A 22,848-nucleotide genomic window follows, 5' to 3' on the forward strand; every position below is an offset into this window, starting at 1 on the left:
ACTTCAGAAAATCGGAAGCAGCATCCGAAGCGCCTGTCGGGGCATCACTGCGAATTCCCCCGGATACGGAATCCAGTTCGTTATCGGTTAACTCCTGAGGTTCTTGCATTGTAATCTCCGTTCATTGGCTTGCGCTGAGTGAGTTCAACTCTCCGCCAAAGCGGGACTCCTGAACCGTAAGATCCGGGAGTTCCGCTTTGGATCGTCAGCACACCTAAAAGATCGACTGGATGCAGTACCCGATGCCGCCAAGCAGACCGCCGCCAATCGCTCCGGGTACGGCGCCGGGGCCACCCGTGGACACTGCACCGCCGGCGGCGCCCGTCACGGCTCCGGAGGCTATCGCCCCGACGAAATCGCCCCAGCTAAACTTGGCTCCCGCTACGGAGTCGAGCTCTTCGATGGACAGCTCGCGAATCGCTGCATTATCGATTGTATGTGTCATCTCAATTCACCTCTGTTTAGGCGCGGAATTATTCCGCACCAGGGTGAAGCATGTCCTCGCGGTCCGGAACGCTCCATGATGACGGTCACAGACGCTGTCTCATTCCGTTTTCGACACCAGCGGGCGAATGCTTGAATGACCTGTGGGGCGATTGTTTTTCTGATCCCCTGTGTCGCGAACAATGTCATAGACAACGTGAGCACATCCAATGTGGCGTTGGATAATTCGAACCTGGCGTATTCCGACTGATACTTTAGCCGAGCGATATCTGTGATTTTAGTTTGTCGCCCTGGTATGCCGACTCATGTCGGCGAGTGCTTGTATCCGATTTACTCCCTGTTCATCGGATCGTGAGAACCTCGTCTCAACCCGAGAGGGCCATAGTATTGCGTACAAAAACCCGCTGCCGACGCTGAACCCGGCAGCGGGTTTTTTGCTGTGCATTGCCTACGTTTGGCCTGAATTTGTCCCGCTGTTGCAGGTACCATTTGGTTCGGACGGGTTAGCAATCCCCCTCGTCCCGATACCCAAACCCGTCGTCGCCCTCCGCGCCGGCGGGTTTTCGTTGGGGCGTGGCGCGAACCGGCATGCGGCTTGAGCAGGCGCTCGATCCTCTTACGGAGTAGCTTCTGTTTCCCGAGCGGTTCGAAACGCCTCCGGTAAAGAACTAGGGTGCAAGTGCCCGAGCAACTCGAAAACCAAGGTACCTGAGCCGATAGTCGGACGCGAACCAGTAACGACTCGCCGAGCGGAGGAAAGCTGGCGCGAGGAGAAAAGACCCGCCGCGCACAACACGGTGATAACAGTTGCCGTCTTCGATCCAAGCCGAGCCGTCGGGTGGTGCGCCATTGTAGGTCTCGTGGTAGCAATCCTCCGTCCACTCTCGGACGTTGCCCACCATGTCGTAGAGACCGAACCCGTTAGGCGGAAATGATCCGACGGGCGCGGTTCGCTTCGCGTCCCATCGGCTGCCACAGGCGTGGCAGTTGGCATTGTTTGTGCCGATGGTGTTGCCCCACGGATAGACCGTTTGTGTCCCGGCGCGCATCGCATACTCGTATTCGGCGCCCGAGAGCAGACGATAGGACTTGCCGGTCTTTTTCGACAACCAGGTGACGTAAGCTTGGGCATCGTCCCAGGATACGTTGATCACCGGGCGACGGCCCCGGCCCCAGCCTTCATCGGAAGGCTTGTAGCCGTTGCAGCCGCCCTCAGCCACGCAAGCGTCCCATTCGTCGAAGGTCACTCCAAAGCGGCCGACTGCAAATGGTCGAGCAATAGTGACCATATGTTGCGGGCCTTCCTCGGCAGAGTGCCCCGGTTCGCTTGCCGGCGAACCCATGGTGAAGCTTCCGGCTGGCACCACCACGACCTCCGGGCAATTCGCGCAGTCCTTGAAGGTGTCTTTCGGCTTCAGCGCCTCTTCCTGCGTCGGCGGTTGCGCCGCTGCCTGAGTGGATGCCTGTGCGATGATTGCGGTACCAAGCACACACAGCCCAATTAGCGATATCAGCACGGGCACCGCGCGCCGCCGTTGACCGACTTCGCGCGCCAAAGAGGCCGCCTGCCGCCGCGTTTTGATGTGTTTGCCTTCACCGTCCTGCCGTTCGCGTTTGAACGGGGCATCCTCGCGCGAGCATCTGGGAAGTTCCGGAACGTCAGCAGGGGAGGACATCGAACACATCCGTGAGCAAGGCAGGAAACTGGTTACGAGCAAAGAAGAGCGAGAGCGGAAGGCCCAGAATGCTCAATAGCGTCAATCGATCATGCGCTGGGGCTTGCCGTTAGTATTTCTTCAGTTTTGCTCCGTTGTTCAGCAAGCGGTTTTGTATCCCTGAAGCCGACCCGCGAAAGCACGATGTAGAGTGCCGCGGCGTTCATAAGCGTCCAGATAGCAAAGCCGAGCGTATAGCCGCCCAGAAGTTCTTTGCTGGTAGCCAGGATGATCGTCATGGTGAAGCCACAGGCCGCGCCGGCAGCCTTGGCCAGTCCGCTGACCGCACCGACGTGCACGAAATACATCGGGATCAGCTTGATCACCGCGGCCGCTGCGGCACCGGACAGCAGCGCCAGCCCATACATCGCGAACAGTTCGACAGACAGCGAAATCTGCATGGTCATGAACAGGGCTAGAACGACCATGATGCCGAACATCCAAATAAGGATCTTAAAAGTGTCGTAACGATCGGACAGCCAGCCTCCCAAAGGTCGGGCGATTGCAACGCAGATCACCAATGGCGGAGTGTACACCATGGAGGCTCGGATGGCATCTACATGCCACTGGTCGAGGAGATAGATCGGCATCGCCGACGCGAAGAAGGTAAGGGTGCCAAACGAGACCCAGTAAAGGTATGGCACCAGCCATACCACCGCCCCCGAACGATATACGGCGAAAATTTCACGCAGCGACGTGTTCTTGAGCTTTCTGTTCGGCGGATCGGAGGTAAAGAACCAGTAGACCAGAGCCATCAACAGTGTAGCAACAGCGAAGATTGGGAATATCAGACGCCAACCATCCGGGCCGCTCAGGACACGGGTAATCAGGAAAGTGACGGTCACCATGCCGACAGTGATTCCGACATTGCCCATGCCAAAGATGCCAAGAGCTGTTCCCTGCTTCGATTTGGGATACCAGGACGCTACATGAGCGTTGCCGACGACGAAGCTCGCGCCCCCTAGTCCGAGCAGCGTCCCCAGTATCAGAAAGGCATAATAGCCTTGGGCAAAGTATCCCAAAAGCAGAGGGAGGCTGATGCTCAGAAGCAGAAGTGTGAATACGCTCCGGCCACCGAACTTGTCCGTCAAGACGCCGAGCGGAATACTGACCGCCGCGGCGAAAAAGGGCTCCATCGCCGTCAGGACAAGCACCTGGGTCGCGCTAAAATCGTACCACTTGATTAGAAAAGGGGCGAGCGCGGCAAACATTCCCCAAACCGCAAAACCGAGCGCAAACGCCAGGGATGATACCCACAAAACTCTGGAGTTGCCCTGAGGCTCCGCCGTCACGTCAGCCGCGATAACCGGATTTTTCACGCCTGCCCCCAACCAAAAGAGACCGCACTTGCATCAACACGAAGCTAATACTGCTTATGCATTTTGACGTGGAAGTAACGCGTCCCCCGAGCGAGTGAAAAGTGGCCTTAGTCTCTCGGCTAACTGTTTTACAGCGTATCTTTTAGCGACCTTGGCGTCTATCAATTTCCGACGTAAAAAATTCTTTGCTCATCCAGTCCGACTTGTCCTTACCAATAGCGGACTGCGAAAAGAGTTCCCCTGTCTGTCCACGCGAATGCGCTGCCTATGGATTTCGAGCGTGTCACCGTCGATGACGAATGCTTGCCAATGTATTCGTTTGCCAGCGTTTGCAGATCAAAAGCCAGAGCGACCATGAGAACACATAGCAAAGCCGCGCAACCGCGTGTCGTCAATCAGTGTCCGCCAATCCGCTTGGGCTTTTTATGGCTTCAAAAAAGTACGCAACTGGCACGCTCTAACTTGGAAATTACCACGCTCTAACTTGGAAATTACAAAGAGCCGAACGGCACTGATGCGTTCTCATATGCTGCACACTTGCTGAAATGCGACGCTGATCGCGTTGGCGAGTGTTTGCTGAGACGTCTTTAGCTCGCGCCTACGCTCTCGTATTCGACGGCCAATATGTTCGTCCACCCGGCTCGGGTTTTCTCGGCACGAATTTTACTTTTCGCCGTTGCCGACTCTTCGCCCCGAAGCTCAACGTTCGTCGAAGCGGTCCCTAGCCAGCCGCTAGAGGCTTAGCATTCGCAGGCGACTTCATCCTCTTCGAAAGGCTTAACTGGTGAGCCTGTTATCTTGATTGCGCCACGGCCTCCGTAACGCGGACGCCATGACGCCACCTAGCCTGGCTTTCCGTGAAATCCGGGGCCGGTAAAACGTTTAAAGAAACTGATTGGAACAATCGTCGCTATTCGCCCGCGGAAATTTGGGAGGCTCTGTACCGAGTGCGATCGACCGGTCCCGAAGGGTCCCCAACGGCGCTGTTTCACGACGCAAACCCAAGTTCGACTCACGAAATCCACACTATCGGGGAACCGCGCAAGCCGTCGATGCAACGAGTGCAAGTGCGGCAATTGTCTATTTTCGACTCCGCCGCCGCTCGACTTCCTGCGCCATCTTTCTTTTTCGCGTGATGCCAAGCTCGCAATTTTAAGCGCCGAAAAATTGGGCGCGACTTAACTGTTACCTAACACTCCAGAACCTTCGCGGTTCCGATAACACATAAAAACCACATAAAAACAGTAATTTATCATAATACAGGCTTTTAACGAACGCAACAAATTAGGTTTCTGTTAACCATGTCGACCCATGCATAGGGTACTTTCACAGATGCATGGTGAGACCAATGCACCACTCCAGTTTTTTCTCAAAAGTAAACTTAGGTTGTTGTGCCGCGGTCGTTCTCGCAGGCACAGTCGCCTCCGCCGCGGACCTGCCGCTCCTAAAAGCTCGGCCACCGATATCACCACCGCTGCCAGTGGACAGCTGGACTGGCTTCTATGTCGGCTTGGGCGGCGGCGTTAGCTCGCTCAATAACAAGCTTTCCGCGCTGCCGGGCTCCGACCCAAACTCGCCGGGTATCTCGGCGACGTTCGACGGGTTGGGCGCCGTCGGTTATTTCGCGTCGCTTAATGCAGGATATGATTATCAAGTCGCGCCTGCCTTCGTGGTTGGCGGATTCGGCGACTACGATTTTCAGAAGTTAAAATCGTCGGTCAATGTCGACGTCACCGCCATTCCGCTGGCTGCGCACGGCGAGATTAGCGCAGATCATCAGTGGTCGGTTGGCGCCCGTTTCGGTTATCTCACCTCGCCTGGAACGCTTGTGTTTCTATCGGGGGGCTACACCCAGCTTGGGCTCAGCAACCTTCGCGCAAGTGCGTCCGGCGCATTCCCCACGATGGTCTTTGTGGCCGAGGTGCCGAAAATCTCTGGCGCCTTCGTTGGCGCCGGTCTTGAAACCAAGCTCACCGATGCAATTTCGCTACGAACCGAATATCGTTTCACCAGTTTTGGTAGCGGGCATGTGACATTACCAACAGTCGACGGCACCACGAACCTTAACGATTTTGTATCGGCCCGCATCGCTCCGACTTTACAGGTCGTGAGGGCGACAGTGAATTATCGATTCTGAAATTTAGAGACCGGGGGCCGCAACGCGGATAGTCCCGGATAGAGATCTATCGCCGGGAGCCATGTTAAAAAGCAACCGAAGGCGAAGAAAAGGAAGAATTAAAATACTCGTCCGGTCGGCGATCCAGTGATGACCGATCAGGCGGATTCTGAGTTTGGCAGTCAGAAATAGAAAATCTCGCTGGGACGCTTTCGCGCGTGTGCAATCCGGATTACGGTTCCGACAATTTCGAGCGCGTTAGCTGCTTTTCATGAAGAGAATTTCCAATGCGAAAAACTTTGATTGCCGCGGCTCTGTTCGGGTTCACCGCATGGGCGATCGTCACCTTTGCTGTAATGGTCGCGAAGTGGACTAGCCAGGTGCAGCGAGTCCATGTCCAGCGTTCCTCACACTAGCCATGGGTGAGACCCGCATGGGACGTAAAAATTTTTCAATTCAGGTTTCAAAAAAAGGGTTGCTCGAACGCCTCTAACGCTTGAACGGTTACTTCTCCATCCCGGCGAGTTGGTAACGATAGTGGAGCAGCCTTAATCGAAAACCCTGCGAAGCGGAGTGGGGGCGTCCGAAAAATAGTCATGAACTACAGCATGTCGATAGCGACTCCGTAGTTGATGGATGTGTCATTAGTTACCGGCAATAATGGAAAAATCAGCAAAAAAGTACGAATCAATATTTAGCATTGCGCCGATGATGGATTGGACCGATCGGCATTGCCGGGTGTTCCATCGTCTGCTGACGCGCAACGCGCGGCTCTATACGGAGATGCTGACCACCGGTGCGATCATTCACGGCGCGCGGAAACGCTTGCTCGGGTTCAGCGATGTCGAACATCCGGTCGCGCTGCAGCTCGGCGGATCGCGCGCGGAGGATCTCGCGGCGGCCGCGCGCATCGGCGAGGATTTCGGTTACGACGAAATCAATCTGAACGTCGGCTGTCCGTCCGACAGGGTGAAGGACGGCCGGTTCGGCGCCTGCCTGATGACCGAGCCGGCTCTTGTCGCTGAAGATGTTGACGCGATGAAACGCGCGGTATCGATACCGGTCACCGTGAAGTGCCGGATCGGGATCGACGATCAGGATTCGGAGGCCGACCTCGACACTTTCGCTCGTAATATCGTGTCCGCCGGAGCCGATGCGCTGATCGTCCATGCGCGCAAGGCGTGGCTGCAGGGACTGTCTCCGAAGGACAACAGGAATATCCCGCCATTGGACTATGACAGGGTCTACCGGTTGAAGGCGTCGTTTCCCGATCTGCCCGTCATCATCAACGGCGGCATCGGCGGACTTTCAGAAGCGAAACAACATCTGGCGCATGTCGACGGCGTCATGCTGGGCCGCGCTGCCTACCAGGAGCCATGGCGTCTGCTGAAGGTCGATCCCGACCTGTTCGGTGAGGCGGCGCCGCACACCACCATGAAGCGCGCGTTAGAGGCCATGATGCCTTACATCGAGGATCAACTGGCAGATGGTGTGCGATTGCATTCCATCACCCGGCATTTTGTCGGCGCCTTTCATGGCGTGGCCGGCGCACGGGCGTTTCGGCGCCATCTCGCCGAGAACGGCGTGAAGGATGGCGCCGGCCTCGACGTGCTGCACGAGGCCATTGCGCTGGTGGACGAGCCTTGCACTCATTACGCATCGATAACTGACGTGAAATCCGAGTTCGCGTAGCGGACCGGCAGTGTCGTTATGGCTGACCGATTCAATCTGGTGCAAGGTTGGGTTTGGACGAAATCGATAAAATCGATCGAGGCGTAAAGGTCTTCCGGGCCAAACCAACCGGTCAAAGCCCGAGATAGGCTCGCCGCACTTCGGGATCGTCGATGAGCTGTTTGGCCGGGCCGCTATGAACGACGCGGCCGGTCTCCATCACGTAGCCGCGATCCGCGGTCGACAGCGCCAGGTTGACATCCTGCTCGACCAGCAGAACCGTCACGCCTTCGTCGCGAATCGTGGTCAGGACGTCCATCAACTGTTCGACGATAACGGGCGCCAATCCCAGACTCATCTCGTCGATCATCAGCAGGACCGGCGCCGCCATCAGGCCCCGCGCCATGGCACACATCTGCTGCTCGCCGCCTGACATGCTTCCCGCGAGCTGCCGCCGCCGTTCCGACAAGCGCGGAAACATCGTATACATCCGGTCGAGGTCGCGCGCGACGGCAGCCTTGTCGGTCCGCCTGTAGGCGCCCATCAGCAGGTTGTCCTGTACGCTCATGCGGTCGAAAAGCTGGCGGCCTTCCGGAACCTGAACCAGCCCGGCGGCAAAGACCTGGTCGGAGGTCATCGGCATCAGGTCGTGGCCGTTCATGACGATGCCGCCGGTTGCGGCCAGCACGCGCGACAGCGTGCGCAGCAACGTGGTTTTGCCCGCGCCGTTGCTGCCGACCAGCGCCACGATCTCCGCCGGATAGATCGTGAGGGCGACATCGTGCAGGACCGGCATTCCGCCATAGCCCGCGCTGATCGCACGGACGTCAAGCAGAGGCTCCCTGGCCGCCGGCTTCGCGTTCATATCCGCCTCTTGCCGAGATACGCCTCGACGACGGTCTGATTGGCGAGCACGCTGTCGGGCTCGCCGTCGGCGATCTTTTCGCCATGGTGCAAGACCAGTAGCCGATCCGACAGGCTCTTGATCGCCTTGATGACGTGCTCGATGACGAGAACGCTGATACCAGTATCGCGGACCTTGCGGATCACCGCGATCACCTCGTCGATCTCAACCAGATTCAATCCGGCCATGACCTCGTCGCAGAGCAAAACCTTCGGCTGCATCGCGAGGGCCTTTGCCAATTCGAGCCGCTTGCGGCCGGGGCCTCCCAACTCGTCGGCGCGTTGATCGACGAACTTGCCGAGCCCGACGAAATCCAGTTGAGCGCGGGCCTGCTCGCGGGCTTTCGCGAGTTTCGCATGACCTCCGCCGTGACCGAAGAGGGCGCCGACAGCGACATTGTCCAGGACCGACAGACCGGGAAACGGGCGCATGATCTGGAAGGTGCGTCCGATGCCGAGCCTGGCGCGACGATAGGCCGGCATGCCGGCGAGAGACTGCCCTTCGAAAAGAACATCGCCGGAGGTCGGCGCGAGCGTTCCGCTGATCAGACTGATGAGCGTCGTCTTGCCGGCTCCGTTCGGGCCGATCACTCCGAGAATTTCTCCGGGCTGCAGCAGAAAGCTGACATCGTTGACCGCGATCAGGCCGGCGAAACGGCGAGTGACACCCTGGATTTCGAGTGCCGGGGTCATAGCCGGTGCGTCCGGATGTTTTCAGCGAAATAGCGCCAGCCCGTCTTGCGGAATCGCCGAAACACGTCTGCCAGACCGCGCGGCATCAGAACGACTGCGGCCACGACGACGATACCGAAGAAAAGGCCCGCGACGCTCGTGACCTCGCTCGACAGGAATTCGGAGATCGCGGAGAGCGAAAGCGCGCCGACCACCGGTCCGAGGACGGTGCCGGGTCCGCCGAATACCGCCATGATGATCATCTTGACGTTCAGGCTGATATCGAATGCGCTTTCCGGATCGATGAAGGTTACCCAATAGGCGTGAATGCCTCCCGCCAGCGCGCTGAAAACGCCGGACAGTGCGAACGCCAGCGTCTTGTATAATGTCGTATTGACGCCCATCACTTCCGCACCTTCTTCGTTTTCGCGGATCGCGATCAAACCGAAACCGAAGCGGCTGCGTGTCAGCCAGAAAACCGTCAGCGTCGCCAGCACCAGAAGCCCAAGCGACAACTCGTAGAAGAGACGATCGTTGTTGAGCGGCGGCAAGACCAGTCCGATATTCTGGCCGGCAAGTTCCACGTTGGAGACGATCGCGATCATGACCTGAGCGAGCGCCAGCGTCGCAATTGCGAAATAATGCCCTCTGAGCCGCAGAACCGGGATCCCGAGGAGAACGGCGAAGGTGACCGCAAGCACCACGCCGAACACCAGGCCGACGGCGAACGGCAAGTGCCACTGCGCCATCGCGATGCCCACGCCGTAGCTGCCGAGGCCGTAGAACACCGAATTGCCGAAAGACGCATAGCCGGTATAACCGCCGATGATGTTCCAGCCCTGCGCCAGAACGGCAAGCAGCAGGGCGTTGATTCCGAACTGGATCAGGACATCGGATCCGAACCACGGCACGGCCGCGAGCACGGCGAGCGCCGCCAGGATGAGTATGATGCGCAGCGCCCTCACGCTGCTTTTCCGAGCAGGCCGGTCGGCCGCACGATCAGGACCAGCACCAGCACGCCGAAGCTTGCCACGTCGGCGTAGGTCGGCCCGACATAAAGCGCGGCCAGCGATTCGAGAATTCCAAGGAACAGTCCGCCGACGATAACGCCAAGCGGATTGTCGAGCCCGCCGATGATCGAGATCGCGAATGATTTCGCGGTCAATGCCGCACCGATATAGGGATTGATCTGAGAGACCGTGCCGTAAAGGCCTCCGGCCGCCCCCGCAAGCGCGATGCCGATACCGAAGGTGACGGCGTAAAGGTGTCGCGGCTCAACCCCATAAAGACGGGCCGCCACCAGGTTCTGCGCGGTGGCGCGGATCGCGCGTCCGAGCCTCGTATGCAGCAGGAACAGCCACATGCCGACTGTCAGAGCTATGGCCACGCCGAAGGCGAGCAGCCGGGCCAGCGGCAGGACGACCGGTCCCAGTACGATGCTGTCACCCGCATAGGTGGGATTGATGGTGCGAAAATCTGCCGAGAACGCGAGCTGGGCGAGATAGGTCAACACGACCTCCAGCCCGAACGTTATCAGCAGCGTGTTGAACATCGGGGCGCGGACGACCAGGTTCAGAATGCCCCTCTGGACGCAATATCCGACCGCGAACATCACCGCTGCGGTGATCGGCAGTCCGAGAAACGGGTCGATATGCGCGTAAGTGAAGAGATACAACGACACGTAGGCGCCCAGCATGATGAATGCGCCGTGCGCCAGATTGACGATATTCAGCACGCCCCAGACCAGCGCGAGGCCGAGCGCCATCATGGCGTACAGTCCGCCCAGAAGGATGCCGTTGATGAGGACTTGCCCGAGCAGATCCAACGTCGTCCGTGCCCCTGTTCAGCCTGCGATCGTTCGCGATTTGCTACTAGTTGTCCGCCTATTATTGCATTTCCGCTTCGGCGGGTCTTCTTGCGAATATCAGAATCGCGAGATCATTTTGATATTCGTATCTCCGGAGCGCGGCCTAGCCGGCCGCGCTTGCCGTATCCGCTCCGTTAGCGGGCGTTCCAGGCCGGCATCGGATATTTCGGCGGCGCAATTTTGCCGTGGACGCCCTGAATCGCCACCAGTGCGTCGCCCTGGACCTGAATGACTGTCTGCGGCAGATCGATCTGACCGTTCTTATCGAACTCGATCTGGCCATAAAGGCTTTCGAACTTCACTTTCGCCAATGCGTCACGCACCTTCGCGGGGTCGATCGAGCCGGCATCTTCTATGGCTTTGACCAATGCCTCGACATCGGCCGCGCCGGACGCGGCATGATAGTCCGGATCATAGCTGAACTTCGCCTTGAAGGCGGAGGCGAATTGCGCAGCGTCGCCGAACCAGCGGTCCTTGAGGTCGGCGGAAGGCAGCCAGGCCGCCATGCCGAAGGCGTAGTCGGCGTCCTTGCCGAGAGCTTTGCGGAAGTCCTCGCTCGGCACGCCGACCGTGAAGGAATACATCTTCGGGGCAACCGCGAGGCTCTTGGCCTGCCGCACGAAATTGAGAATTTCGGTTTCGTGGCCGGCTACCAGCACCGCATCGACGTTCTTGCTCTTGATCTGCGAGAGCAGCGAGTTGAAGTCCGTCGCGTTGGTGCTGTAGCGCTCGTCCATGGCGATGTTGAAGCCCGCCGCTTTCAATTTAGGCCGCGTGCCGTCCGCCACCGAGACGTCGAAGGCATCGTCGGCATAAAGCAGGGCGACCGATTGCGGGACCGGGTTAAGCCCTTTCATCATCTCTATCGTCGAACCGAAATAGTTGCTGGCGGGCGCCAGCGTTCCGAAAATATACTTGAACCCGCGCGCGAAGATCTGGTCGGAAGCGCCACCGCCCTGGACCATCGGAATCTGGTACTTCTCCGACACGGCCGAGTCCGCCAGCGCGAAATTGCTTGCGAACGGCCCGAGCAGGAAATTCACTTTATCTCGTGAAACCAGTTGGGTGTATTGGCGCACGCTCAAATTCACGTCCGACTGATTGTCATAAAGCTTGAGCACAAGCTGGTATGTCTCGTTGCCGACCTTGACCCCGCCTGCCTCGTTGATCTTGTCGACGGCGAGCTGGTAGGCATCGCGATAATACCGTCCGGTATTGGCGACGGGTCCCGTGAGCTGCACGGACGCCCCAAGGACAATGTCCTTTGCCAGAGCCGGAGCGGGTGAGATTGCGCCGGACGTTATCGCAACGGCAGCAGCGACTAAAGCGGCCGACAGACCGGAAAATTTCAGCATGTGATTAACCTCCTCATCTTCGGCGCCCGTTTTTTCGGGTCTTGTGTTTGGTTGCGATCGGATGCCCGGCGGGAATGCTTCGGAGGGAATGACCCGGAAACCTGTACAACCAATGCGCTAGCATTTTGGTTCCAACTTCCGATGATGGTCGAACTCGCGTTACGGTCCGCCGGCGCGGCGCCCCGGCGGATGCGGTTTCGCGCACCTCGGTACCCTCAGGGCGCCTCGCGCCGGCGTCAAGTAAGGCTTTCGTCGATACCGCCAGGGGAGGAGAGTCTATGGCCCCGTTCTATGGGGCGAGCAATCATCAGGCCGGACGGATGCCAACCCGCATGGCATAGGCCGTCACCTCGCGGCGGAAATCGGCTATCATCCGTTCGAACAGCGCGAACGCTTCAAGCTGGAATTCCGCGACGACCTTGTGCGGCGGAAGCCGGCGATCCCCGATCCGACGCTTGAGATGATCCAGGCGGTCCGATTGCTCCGACCAGAGCTGATCGATCAGCGCCATCATCACCCGTCGAAGGATATCGACGAACATGGGTTCGCCCATGCGGGCGATCTTGCCGTCGATCCAGCGGTCGGCTATGGCGCGTATATGCTGCGCGAGAGCTTGCGCGGCTGCCTTGGGATCGGCAGATGGCGGATTGATATCGACGGCGAGAGTCAGGACGGACCGGATAGCGTGATCCAGTCCGGCGATATCCCATGGGGTGGCCGGTGTTGCGAAACGGTCGATCAGATCGTCGATCGTCTCATGGCGGAAGCGTGTTGCCAGTGCCAGCGTATCGTTGCCGTCGCGGATATTGCGGCGCAAATCGTAGAAGTCCTCGCGCTGGCGCTGGATGATCGTGTCGAATCGCAACAGTCCGAGACGCTGATCGAAGCTGCGGATCTCATGCCGGTTCTGCGCGGCGCGGATCAGGCGGCTTGCGATCGCGGGCGCGATGGATGCGGTCTGTTCGTTGGGAGGTGCTGTGATTGCGGCGTTGGTCAGAAGTTCGTCTTCCAGAGAGGCATGGAAGATGGAACGTCCCGGGTCGCCCTGTCGTCCGGCACGGCCGCGCAACTGTTCGTCCATCCGTCCGTGATCGTGATGAGCGGTGCCGATCACCAGCAACCCGCCGGCGGCGATCACCCGGGCGCGGGTGGCTTCGTCCGCATGTTCGCCGCCAAGACGGATGTCGGTGCCGCGGCCGGCCATTGCGGTGGCGATGGTCACCGCACCGGGCGCGCCGGCTTCGGCGATGATCTGAGCTTCGCGGGCGTGATGCTTGGCATTGAGCAGCGCGAAGGTGCGCGTTGGGGCGTCGCGCTCCATCTGCTCGTGACGCTGGCGCCAGCCGTTGGCTTCAAGCATCGCCGCCAGCGCTTCCGACCGTTCGATGGTGGGGGCGCCGATCAGCACGGGCTGTCCGCGCGCGGCCGCGTCTTCCAAATCCCGCAGGATCGCCCGCATTTTGCTGGCGGCAGTGGTGTGGAGTACGGACTCGTCGATTCGGATCATCGGGCGATGCGTCGGGATGGAGATCACATCGAGGCCATAGATATCGTTGTATTCCTCGGCATCCGCCGTCGCCGTGCCGGTCATGCCGGCAAGCCTGGCGTAACGACGGAAATAGGTCTGGAACGTGATCGCCGCGAGCGTATGCGTTTCCTCGCCGATGACGCAGCCTTCCTTGGCCTCCAATGCCTGGTGCAATCCTTCGTCGTAGCGTCGTCCCGGCATCGGGCGGCCGGTCAGCCTGTCAACAATGGTCACGCCGCCGTTCTCGATGACGTAGTCGCGGTCGCGGACGAGCACGGCATGAGCCCGCAGCGACTGCACGACATGGTGAAGCAGCGAGATCGATGCGATGTCATGCAACGTCGTTGAAGCCTTCAGCAGTCCTTGTTCGCGCAGCCGACGCTCGACTTCGCTGTACCCCGCCTCGGTCAACGCGACGCGACGCCGAGCATCGATCTCGTAGTGCGCGGGCTGCAATGAGGCGATGACGGCATCGATCGCCTGATAGAAGCCCGAGTGATCCCCAAGCGGGCCGAACAGCGCCAACGGCATGCCGGCATCGTCGATCAGGGTGGCGTCGGCCTCGTCGACCAACGCGAAGGCATGGCCGCGCTGGACGGTTTCCGCGGCGGAAAATTTCATGTTGTCGCGCAGATAGTCGAAGCCGAATTCGCTGGCGATCCCGTAGGTGATGTCGCAACGATAGGCGTCACGCCGGCTGTCGTCGTCCATCTCCTGGGTGATGACGCCGGTGCTCAGTCCCAGCAGATCGTAGACCGGGCGCATCCAACCGGCGTCGCGCTCCGCCAGATAGTCGTTCGGCGTGGCGACGTGGACGCCTTCGCCGGTCAAGGCATGCAGCGCGCAGACCAGCGTGGCGGTCAGCGTTTTGCCTTCGCCGGTCTTCATCTCGGCGATGTGGCCATCGTGAAGCGCGAGAGCGCCGATGATCTGCGCCGGAACGGGATATTGTTTCAGCGCGCGGTGAGAGGCCTCGCGAGCCAGCGCGAAGACTTCCTCCTTGATCTCATCCAGGGGAGTGCCGGTCCGGACTTGCTGCCGCAGTTCGACGACGCGCTCGCGCAGCGCGGCGGCAGACAGCCCCCGGTGATCTGCTTCCAAAGAAAGAATCCGGCGGGCCGTCGTTTCGTATCGTGTCAGTTTCCGGCGAGGGCCGAAATTCAGCGCGCGCCCGGCCAGGCGCAGGATCATCGAAACTCAAAAAGAATCGGCATCGTGAAAGCAAATTGTGTACCGCCGACATCGTTTGGAGGCTCGGGCAACGGCTGGGCGCGCTGCAGGAGGTCGAGTGTTTCGCGATCGAGGGCGTCGGACCCGCTGCCTTTAACGATTCTGCTGGTAATGATGTGGCCTTGGCGGTCAACGACGAAGGACACTCGCGACGTGCCGGTCTCGTGACGTCTCTGGGCTTCGTGGGGATATCGCTTGCTTCGCTGCAGATGAAGAGCCAACTGGCGTTTCCAGCTCACCAGCCTTGCCTTGCGCGAGGCCGCGGCCGTGGGCGCCGTCGTGGCCGACGCCGCAACCAGCGGGGGCGTTGCGTTGGGCGTCTTTTCCTTGTCTTCCTTCTTTTCCTCTTCCTGCTTCTTCTCAGGGGTTGTTTCCAGGGCAACGTCAGGTTCAGCGACCTGCGGAAGCGGAGGCTCCGGTTCCGGTACCTTCTCCGTCTTGACCTCGGCCTTCTCCTGAGGAGGAGGAGCCTCGTCGGTCTGCATTTGCTCTTCGCCCGGTGCGACGTCCCGCGCCTCGGCGTCACGGAAGGACTCGGTGGTAAAATCCACGTCGATCGCCGTGACGGTATCGAATGTATCGCCTTCCGCGGGAGTCATGAGCAAGGCGGCCGCGACGGCGCCATGGAGCGACAGCATGGCGACGAAACAGGTGCCCCAGCGCAGCAGTTCGTTCCGTGTCATGTTGCGATAGCGGCGCGGCATACTCATTGCGGGACTCCGACGGATTGCGTTCCGCCCACGGACTCAAGCCCGACCAACGCGATCTTGAGATAGCCGGCAGCCCGCAGGTCGTTCATCAGCGTCATGACATCCCCATAGGGAACGGTCTTGTCGGCGCGAACGAACAGCCGCTTGGTTCGATCCGATGACGTGATGGCGTCGAGCGAACCGGCAAGGCCGGTGCGCGAGATAGGATCGTTGCCGATGGCGAGCGTCCGGTCGGCCTTCATGGTGACGAAGATCGGCTTGTCGGGGCGCGGCTGCTTCGTCGCCGTCGACGCCGGCAGATCGACGGCTATGTCGACCGTCGCCAGTGGCGCGGCAATCATGAAGATGATCAGCAGGACCAGAATGACGTCGATGAACGGCGTCACGTTGATGTCGCTGACCTGCGCCATCTCGTCTTCGGAGGATGATTGCTGAAGCGAAACGCCCACGCGCGCTACTCCGCGGCTCGCTGATGAGGAACCATTTCCGCCCGGTTGAGATCTCTGCTCACCATGCGCATCAGCTCCGCCGAGCCGTCGCCCAGCAAGCCACGGTAGCTGTTAATGGATCGCGAGAACATGTTGTAGACCATCACCGCCGGGATCGCCGCGACAAGTCCCATCGCTGTCGCCAGCAATGCCTCGGCAATGCCGGGTGCGACGACGGCGAGATTGGTGGTTTGCGATTTCGAGATGCCGATGAAGGCGTTCATGATGCCCCAGACCGTGCCGAACAGTCCGACGAACGGCGCGGTCGATCCGATGGTGGCCAGAATGCTGGTGCCGCGGGTCATGCGCCGCGCCGCGGCGGCCTCGATGCGACTGAACAGCGAAGCGATCCGCTCCTTGACGCCGTCATGGATCATGGCGTCCTGCGAACGACGAATTTCGTCGCGCGCGGCATGGGTCAGCATCGCGATGTCGCTGCCGGAGTTCTCCAGCGTTTTGTTCGCCTCTTCGAGGGAGCGCGCGCCTTCCACGCTGCGGAGGTCGCGCATGAGCTTGCTTCGCGCGCCGAGCAATTCGATCGTTTTGGCAAGCCACACCGACCAGGTCACGACCGAAGCGAAGGCCAGGCCGATCATCACCGCCTTCACGATGTAATCGGCGGCCATGAACATGCCGATCGGCGTCAGTTCGTGCGGCAGAATCGGCTCGGGGGCTTCGGTCACTTCCGTTGCGGGTAGAGCCTGATGCTCCGCGGGCCCAGGGGAGGGCGCAGTCTGCTGCTCGGGGGGCGATGCCTGAGATGCGGGCTGCGATGAAGGCTGGGTGATCTGCGGCGCAGGAGAAACTGACTGCGTGGCTGCGGGAGCTTGTCCGGAAGTAGCCGCTTCATGCGCACCAGGCTGCGCCAGGGATTGTGCGTCAACGACATGCGGCACGAAGGAAAACGTCAAAAGAGAGACGAGCGCGATCGCAGAAGCCTTTGCGGCTCGCCTTCGCTCGTTGCGCGCCACCTTATTGCACGGAAGGTTCAGAGACAGCTTCATGTTGGCAAACTCTATATTGATGCGCTGCTCTGGACTGTTCGCGCAGTGACGAAGACGGATGCGCAGGCACCCGAGGTTGGTCTAGCGTCTGTATTTTTTGAATCAAACAGAGAAACGGCGCGAGAGTTTTAGAATCTCTTTAAGACGCAGGACGCGACGGCGCGGTTAATGCTGAGGCCGGCGTTGATTCGCTGTCCCGCCACAACGGGTTGCTGCCCGCACCATCCTGCCTGGCGACCCCGAAAGCCAAGCGCGAATGCGCCCTGTGATGGCGCGACACCGACGAGCCTGCGACATTCTGTACCAATCGAAGGCAATGAAAACTAGAACCTCTATAGACTGCTGCGAATTGCAGCACGTGAATGTTGCCCACGAAGGTTTTTTAGTTAATGACGAGCGACATATCGCGGATGCGGATTTGCTCCCGTGATGTCTGCAATCTTTTAAGGATGGGTGGGGCGAATGGGTATTTCATCGGTAGGTGACGCGGGTAGTACGAACGGCGACGTGGCGGGACAGTCGTCGGTCGTGGGTTGGAGCAAGGCGATGATCGGCATCGCCGCGGTGATGCTGATTCCCGACTCCGCAGACGCTCAACCGGCGACCAGCGCCGATGATCTTCCGCAGGTTCGCGTCACCGCGCCGAAGCGGCAGGCCAAGAAAAGAACCGCGCATCGTGCGCCGGTACGGGCTGCGCCGGCGCCGGTCGTCGCGCCTACGCCAAGCAACGTTCAGATCAACCCCATCGTCGGCGACGGACACGGCGTCACCGGCTATCAGGCTCCCGCGCAGGCCGGCATTTCACGCATCGGCACGCCGCTGCGCGACACCCCGCAGACCGTCAACGTGGTGACGCAGCAGGTCATTCGGGATCAGAATCTCACCAGCATGGAGGAAGCCCTGCGGACGGTGCCGGGCATCACGTTCAGCGCCGGCGAAGGCGGGCAGCAGGGCGACAGCCCGTTCATCCGCGGCTTCACTGCGCGCGGCGACATGTACCGCGACGGCTTACGAGATCCGGGCTGGTACAATCGCGATCTGTTCAGCGATGATCGCGTTGAAGTTCTCAAGGGACCGTCCTCGTTCGCGTTCGGCCGCGGCTCGACCGGCGGTGCGATCAATACGGTTTCCAAGCTTCCGACCGGCGCAACATTCTTCGACGGAGCGATCAGTGGCACGAGCGCTGCAGGTTATCGCGGCACCATTGATGCCAGCGGCAAGCAGGGCAACATCGCCGGACGTATCGCCGCGCTCTATCAGGACGTTCCCACGCCGGACCGCGACAGTGTTTTCACGCGACGTTGGGGTGTCGCGCCATCGGTCGCTTTCGATGTGACCGACCGCGACAAAATCACGCTGAGCCATATTTATCAGGGCGAGGAAAGCGTTCCCGACTACGGCCATCCGTGGTTGCCGGCGCCGCAGGTGAACACAGCCGGCACGGGAGTCACCGCAGGCTATTATGGCGATGGTCGCGCCGTCACGCCGATCCCGGTGCCGCGTAACACCTTCTACGGCAATACGATCGGGCCATATCGCGATCTCGTGGAGACCACCACCAACATCACGACACTCAAGTTTGACCACGACTTCGACAACGGTTTCAAGCTGACCAACGCCACCCGGTATGTCGATAACCAGCGCTACGCCGCGCCGACGCCGCCGCGCGGCCTTGGCAGCAGCGCGAATACCGCCTTCACGAATACGGCGGCAAGCCCACTTTCTCCGGCGTTCTATAATTATCCCGTCGATCAGATGACCCTGTCGCAGGAGCACTGGAATACGCAGACCAACGACACGCTGCTGATCAACCAGACCGATCTGGTCGGAAAATTCGATACCTGGGGGCTGACCCACACCCTTGCCACTGGCATCGAGGCCAGTCATCAGACTCGCTACCAGCGTGGCCGCACCAATTTCTGGTGCGTATCGACCCCGGGCGTCTATTGCCGGACCAGCGTGATCGACCCGGTGTCACAGCCAATCTATCAGAGTCCGTTCGGTAACGTGAATCGCACCAATCTCGATACGATCGCGGTCTATGCGTCCGATCAGATCAAGATCAACCGGTATTTCGAGCTGCTTGGTGCGGTCCGCTACGACGATGTCACCGCGTCCTATCGGGATCCGCTGAACGCGACCCCCGCCAACCGAGCGCTGGATTCTCATGACCGGCAGACGAGCTGGCGTGTCGGCGGCGTTTTCCATCCGACCGAGCAATCCAGCGTCTATGTGGCGCATGGCACGTCGTTCAATCCGTCGGCGGAATTTGGAACGCTGACGTCGGGCACCGTGTCGCTTGCGCCCGAAACCAGCACCACAACGGAAGTCGGCACCAAGATTGATTTCCTGCAGGGGCGGCTGAGCTATACGGCGGCGCTGTTCCACATCCTCAAGGAGAACGCGCGCATCGCCAATGCTGGTCCGGACGCGGCGACCCTGCCGACAATCCTTGCGGGCGAGCAGCGGGTACAAGGCTTCGAAACCGGCTTGGCAGGAAAACTGACCGACCTTTGGCAGATCTTCGCTGGCTACACCTACCAGGATTCCAAGATCGTCAACGTTCCCGCGACGGCTTCGGCAGCGGATCGCTATTCGGTCGGCAAGCAGTTGCCTAACACGCCGGAACAGGCTTTCAGCCTGTGGACCACGTATGATTTCACGCCGCAACTGACGGTTGGCGGAGGCGCCACCTATCAATCGAAGGCCTTTGCCAACACGGCCAACACGATCTACGTGCCCTCGTACTGGAAGTTCGACCTGATGGCGAACTACAAGGTCACACGGGAATCGAGCTTGCAACTCAACATCTACAATCTCACGGATGAGCACTACTACGCACAATACTACGGCGGCCATGCGGTTCCGGCGGCCGGCCGTTCCGCGATCCTGACCTATCGGTATCGCTTCGAGCCGCCGCCGCCGGTTGCCGATTATCCGGTAAAGGCTGCGCGTTACGTGAGCAAGTAGCCGGCGGCAATGTTGGCCGCAAGGTGAGCTATCAGGGCCGGCGTCGCGAGGCGCCGGCTTTTTTCTGAAGGAATGTCACGGTGCTGGTTCGAATCCCGAATGTCCTCTCTCCCGAGCAGGTGAAACACTGCCGCGAGGTGCTGGAACGGGCCGCCTGGGCGGATGGGCGCATCACAGCCGGGCATCAATCGGCCCAGGTGAAACGCAACCTGCAACTGCCCGAGGGTACGCCGGAAGCCCGCGAACTCGGCGACATGGTGCTGTCGGCGCTCAACCGGAATCCGCTGTTCATGTCGGCGGTCTTGCCGAAGACGATCTTTCCGCCGCTGTTCAATCGCTACGACGCCGATGGGGAGATGAATTTCGGCTCCCACGTCGACAACGCGATTCGCACGATCCCTAGAACCGGAAGACGCGTGCGGACCGACGTGTCCTCGACACTGTTCCTGTCGTCGCCGGAAGAATACGATGGCGGCGAACTGGTGATTGAAGATACCTATGGCTCGCATTCGGTGAAGCTACCGGCCGGCGACATGATCGTGTATCCCGGCACCAGCGTTCACCTTGTCACCAAGGTGACTCGCGGTACGCGCCTCGCGTCATTTTTCTGGACCGAGAGCATGATCGCCGAGGTGACGAAGCGCGCGATGATGTTCGACCTGGATATGTCGATCATTCGCCTCAACGCCGACCATCCCGAGCACCCGTCTTTGGTGTCGCTGACCTCGCTGTATCATAATCTGCTGCGGCAATGGGCGCTGACCTGATCGCGAAGCCTCTGAAAATGCCGACAACAAACATGAGCGACTTTTAAAAGCGCGAAGCGGTTTTGTTGAGCCATCATGCCGGGCATTCACGTCCTGAGGTGTGGATGGGTGCTGGGACCACAGGCGAGCGGAAGCGACGCCGTTCTTCGAACGACTATGGGCGAGCGGAAGCGACGCCATCTTTGAACGGTTGCGCTTGGCGTGACGGGAAGCGGTCATCCCGAAGGCGTGGGACAAGTCCGGAAATCAAGCCAGCATGGCGTCGAGGGCGGGCGTGATGCGCTCGGTGATTGCATCTCCGCTGCGGAAGCGGATCATCGCCGCGAGTTCGTGCTTGACGGCGAAATCGGTTCCGGCGTCCGGCCCCAGCACCATCAGCGCCGTCGCGTAGGCATCCGCTTCCATGCAGGAGCGATGCAGGACGGTCGCGGTGACCATGCCGTTGGCGATCGGCCATCCGGTTCGCGGATCGAGTGTGTGAGAGAAATGCTGCGCGCCGTAAGCGAAGCCGCGTTCGCAGCCGGATGTCGCGATCGCGAGGCCGTGCAAGGCGACGAGCATCGGCTCGGCCGCGACGCCGGCCGCGACTTGGGCGGGCCGATCGATCTCGACCCACCACGGGCTGCCGTCGGGCTTGACCCCGTGCCCGCGCAATTCGCCGCCGATTTCCACCAGAGCATTGTGAATGCCAAGCTCGAGCAGGGTTTCAGCCACCAGATCGACGGCAAAGCCCTTGGCGATGCCGCAGAGATTGACCGGCCCGCGATCGTCGCGACGCAGACGGCGGGTGCCGGCGTCGAACTCGAGTTGCCGCCATCCGCTAGCCCGATGGAGGCGGGCGATCTCATCCGGCGGCGGCGGCGCTGTGCGAGGTCCGCTCGGGCCGAAACCCCAGAGATCGATCAGCGCTCCCATGGTCGGGTCATACGCGCCGTCCGATTCCTGTGCGATGCGCAGCGCGCCAGCCATCACCTCGCCGAGTTCGCGCGGCATTTCCTGCCATTGATCGAGCGACAGCCGGTTGAACCGGCTGGTGTCGGACTGGTCCTCCCACGGGCTCATCTGCGCGATCACGCGATCGAGCGCGAGGGGAATTGTCCGGCGCAGCGTTTGCGCGCTCGCGGCCGAGCCGACGAATCGGCACGACCATGTGGTGCCCATGGTCGCGCCGCTCAGGTCCTGAATGCGCCCGCCCGCCGGAATGGCCGGCGGACTCGCCGGCATTGCCGGGATCGCCACTCGCCGGGCGCCTGACGCTCTCATCGGCGTCGTTACTGCGGCAGCACTTCGACCGTGACGGCGTAGCTGCTGCGGCGCTGAGCGTTCTTGATCTTGCTCTTGTCGTCGCGCACCGACGCGCTCATCCAGTAGAAGCCGGGCGCTGGCCAGGTGACGCTGAAGGTGCCGGTATCGTCGGCGGTGGCCTTGGTGTCATTCAGCGCGTCGCGGTAGCGGATTCCGCCCGGGACGATCTCAACCGCGACGCCTTTGGCGGGCTGCCCGTCCAGCATCAGGCGGAACGTCGCCTTCTCGCCGGCGACAAGATTGTTCGGATGGGTGACAGGAACCATCTCAAGCCCGACGCCTGTCGGCTTCAGCGTCGCGTCCGACGGCTTGCCCGAGGTGACGAAGGATTCGATGCGGCCGCGGCTTTCGGTAACCTTCACGTCGGTCGCATTGGCAGGAATGGCCGAGGCGAGTTCCTCGGGCTTGCCGCGCCAGCGCTTGTTCTGGCCGTCCACCTTGTAGCTGGCGAACAGGCCCTGGTTGGCCACCGTCAATTTGTAGGTGCCGGGCTGCGCCAGTTTGAAATCGAAGGAGCTGCGAAAATGGCTTTTGGCCACGTTTTCCGGCGTGATGGCCTTGCCGTCGGGCCCTTCGATCGACAGGTTGTCGAGCTGCAGCGGATTATGCTCGAAGTAGAACAGGTCGTTGGAGACGGCAGCATCCACCGTGACCCAGAGGTCCGATCCGGACAACACCGTGGCGGAGGGCAGCAGCCAGCCGCGATGTGCCTGCGCGGGCAGAGCCAGCAGTGAAGCGGTCGCTGCGATCAGTGCGAGCTTGAGAGGATTGGTCATGGCGAAAT

At 60.5% G+C, this 22,848-nt stretch carries 18 protein-coding genes; 4 read left to right on the forward strand and 14 right to left on the reverse strand.

From position 1 onward, the window contains the following. Positions 1-214: 214 nt before the first annotated feature. The 3 genes from ACS3WB_RS02105 to ACS3WB_RS02115 form a co-directional block, all read right to left on the reverse strand. A complete protein-coding gene (locus ACS3WB_RS02105; RefSeq protein WP_438273901.1) occupies positions 215-445 on the reverse strand; it encodes a hypothetical protein in 231 nt (76 codons plus the stop codon). Between the two features lie 667 nt (positions 446-1,112). Further along, positions 1,113-2,120 carry a formylglycine-generating enzyme family protein gene (locus ACS3WB_RS02110; protein WP_438273902.1) on the reverse strand — a complete coding sequence of 336 codons (1,008 nt, stop codon included), beginning with the start codon at positions 2,118-2,120 and terminating at the stop codon, positions 1,113-1,115. A gap of 89 nt (positions 2,121-2,209) precedes the next feature. Further along, positions 2,210-3,478 carry an MFS transporter gene (locus ACS3WB_RS02115; protein WP_438273903.1) on the reverse strand — a complete coding sequence of 423 codons (1,269 nt, stop codon included), beginning with the start codon at positions 3,476-3,478 and terminating at the stop codon, positions 2,210-2,212. Between the two features lie 1,348 nt (positions 3,479-4,826). On the opposite strand from ACS3WB_RS02115, the gene ACS3WB_RS02120 reads away from it, so the two are divergent. Then, on the forward strand, positions 4,827-5,615 hold the full coding sequence (locus ACS3WB_RS02120; protein ID WP_438273904.1) for an outer membrane protein: 789 nt from the start codon (positions 4,827-4,829) through the stop codon (positions 5,613-5,615). A 639-nt stretch (positions 5,616-6,254) separates the two neighbouring features. Next, entirely contained in the window at positions 6,255-7,286 is a 1,032-nt protein-coding gene (dusA, locus tag ACS3WB_RS02125; protein WP_438273905.1) for a tRNA dihydrouridine(20/20a) synthase DusA, read from the forward strand. Positions 7,287-7,398: 112 nt separating this feature from the next. On the opposite strand, the gene ACS3WB_RS02130 is transcribed toward dusA, so the two are convergent. From ACS3WB_RS02130 to exbB, 9 genes are all read right to left on the reverse strand, one after another. After that, the gene (locus ACS3WB_RS02130) at positions 7,399-8,130 is read right to left on the reverse strand and encodes an ABC transporter ATP-binding protein (RefSeq protein WP_438273906.1); all 732 of its coding nucleotides are present in this window, start codon (positions 8,128-8,130) and stop codon (positions 7,399-7,401) included. Further along, positions 8,127-8,861: an ABC transporter ATP-binding protein gene (locus tag ACS3WB_RS02135; RefSeq protein WP_438273907.1), complete on the reverse strand. Its 735-nt coding sequence runs from the start codon at positions 8,859-8,861 to the stop codon at positions 8,127-8,129. The genes ACS3WB_RS02130 and ACS3WB_RS02135 overlap by 4 nt, the downstream gene beginning before the upstream one ends. Next, positions 8,858-9,805 (reverse strand): branched-chain amino acid ABC transporter permease, encoded by a 948-nt coding sequence (locus ACS3WB_RS02140; RefSeq protein ID WP_438273908.1) that lies wholly within the window; start codon positions 9,803-9,805, stop codon positions 8,858-8,860. The genes ACS3WB_RS02135 and ACS3WB_RS02140 overlap by 4 nt, the downstream gene beginning before the upstream one ends. Beyond that, positions 9,802-10,665 carry a branched-chain amino acid ABC transporter permease gene (locus ACS3WB_RS02145; RefSeq protein ID WP_438273909.1) on the reverse strand — a complete coding sequence of 288 codons (864 nt, stop codon included), beginning with the start codon at positions 10,663-10,665 and terminating at the stop codon, positions 9,802-9,804. Before ACS3WB_RS02145 ends, ACS3WB_RS02140 begins: the two co-directional genes overlap by 4 nt. Positions 10,666-10,841: 176 nt before the next feature. After that, a complete protein-coding gene (locus tag ACS3WB_RS02150; protein WP_438273910.1) occupies positions 10,842-12,062 on the reverse strand; it encodes an amino acid ABC transporter substrate-binding protein in 1,221 nt (406 codons plus the stop codon). A gap of 307 nt (positions 12,063-12,369) precedes the next feature. Further along, a complete protein-coding gene (locus ACS3WB_RS02155; RefSeq protein WP_438273911.1) occupies positions 12,370-14,781 on the reverse strand; it encodes a preprotein translocase subunit SecA in 2,412 nt (803 codons plus the stop codon). Then, the gene (locus tag ACS3WB_RS02160; protein ID WP_438273912.1) at positions 14,778-15,530 is read right to left on the reverse strand and encodes an energy transducer TonB; all 753 of its coding nucleotides are present in this window, start codon (positions 15,528-15,530) and stop codon (positions 14,778-14,780) included. The genes ACS3WB_RS02155 and ACS3WB_RS02160 overlap by 4 nt, the downstream gene beginning before the upstream one ends. Continuing rightward, on the reverse strand, positions 15,527-15,940 hold the full coding sequence (gene exbD, locus ACS3WB_RS02165; protein WP_438274022.1) for a TonB system transport protein ExbD: 414 nt from the start codon (positions 15,938-15,940) through the stop codon (positions 15,527-15,529). The genes ACS3WB_RS02160 and exbD overlap by 4 nt, the downstream gene beginning before the upstream one ends. Before the next feature lie 44 nt (positions 15,941-15,984). Then, the gene (exbB, locus tag ACS3WB_RS02170) at positions 15,985-17,022 is read right to left on the reverse strand and encodes a tonB-system energizer ExbB (protein WP_438273913.1); all 1,038 of its coding nucleotides are present in this window, start codon (positions 17,020-17,022) and stop codon (positions 15,985-15,987) included. Between the two features lie 462 nt (positions 17,023-17,484). Between exbB and ACS3WB_RS02175 the strand changes: the two genes are divergently transcribed. Next, a complete protein-coding gene (locus tag ACS3WB_RS02175) occupies positions 17,485-19,992 on the forward strand; it encodes a TonB-dependent receptor (RefSeq protein ID WP_438273914.1) in 2,508 nt (835 codons plus the stop codon). A gap of 80 nt (positions 19,993-20,072) precedes the next feature. Next, positions 20,073-20,759, forward strand: coding sequence for a Fe2+-dependent dioxygenase (locus ACS3WB_RS02180; RefSeq protein WP_438273915.1), 687 nt, complete (start codon positions 20,073-20,075; stop codon positions 20,757-20,759). Positions 20,760-21,005: 246 nt separating this feature from the next. Here ACS3WB_RS02180 and ACS3WB_RS02185 read toward each other — a convergent pair whose 3' ends face one another. Further along, positions 21,006-21,998, reverse strand: a complete 993-nt coding sequence (locus tag ACS3WB_RS02185; protein ID WP_438273916.1) for an FAD:protein FMN transferase — start codon at positions 21,996-21,998, stop codon at positions 21,006-21,008. Between the two features lie 32 nt (positions 21,999-22,030). Then, positions 22,031-22,840, reverse strand: a complete 810-nt coding sequence (locus tag ACS3WB_RS02190; protein WP_438273917.1) for a DUF4198 domain-containing protein — start codon at positions 22,838-22,840, stop codon at positions 22,031-22,033. Positions 22,841-22,848 lie beyond the last annotated feature (8 nt).

The sequence above is a fragment of the Nitrobacter sp. genome (assembly GCF_051535215.1).
Taxonomy (GTDB): Bacteria; Pseudomonadota; Alphaproteobacteria; order Rhizobiales; family Xanthobacteraceae; genus Nitrobacter.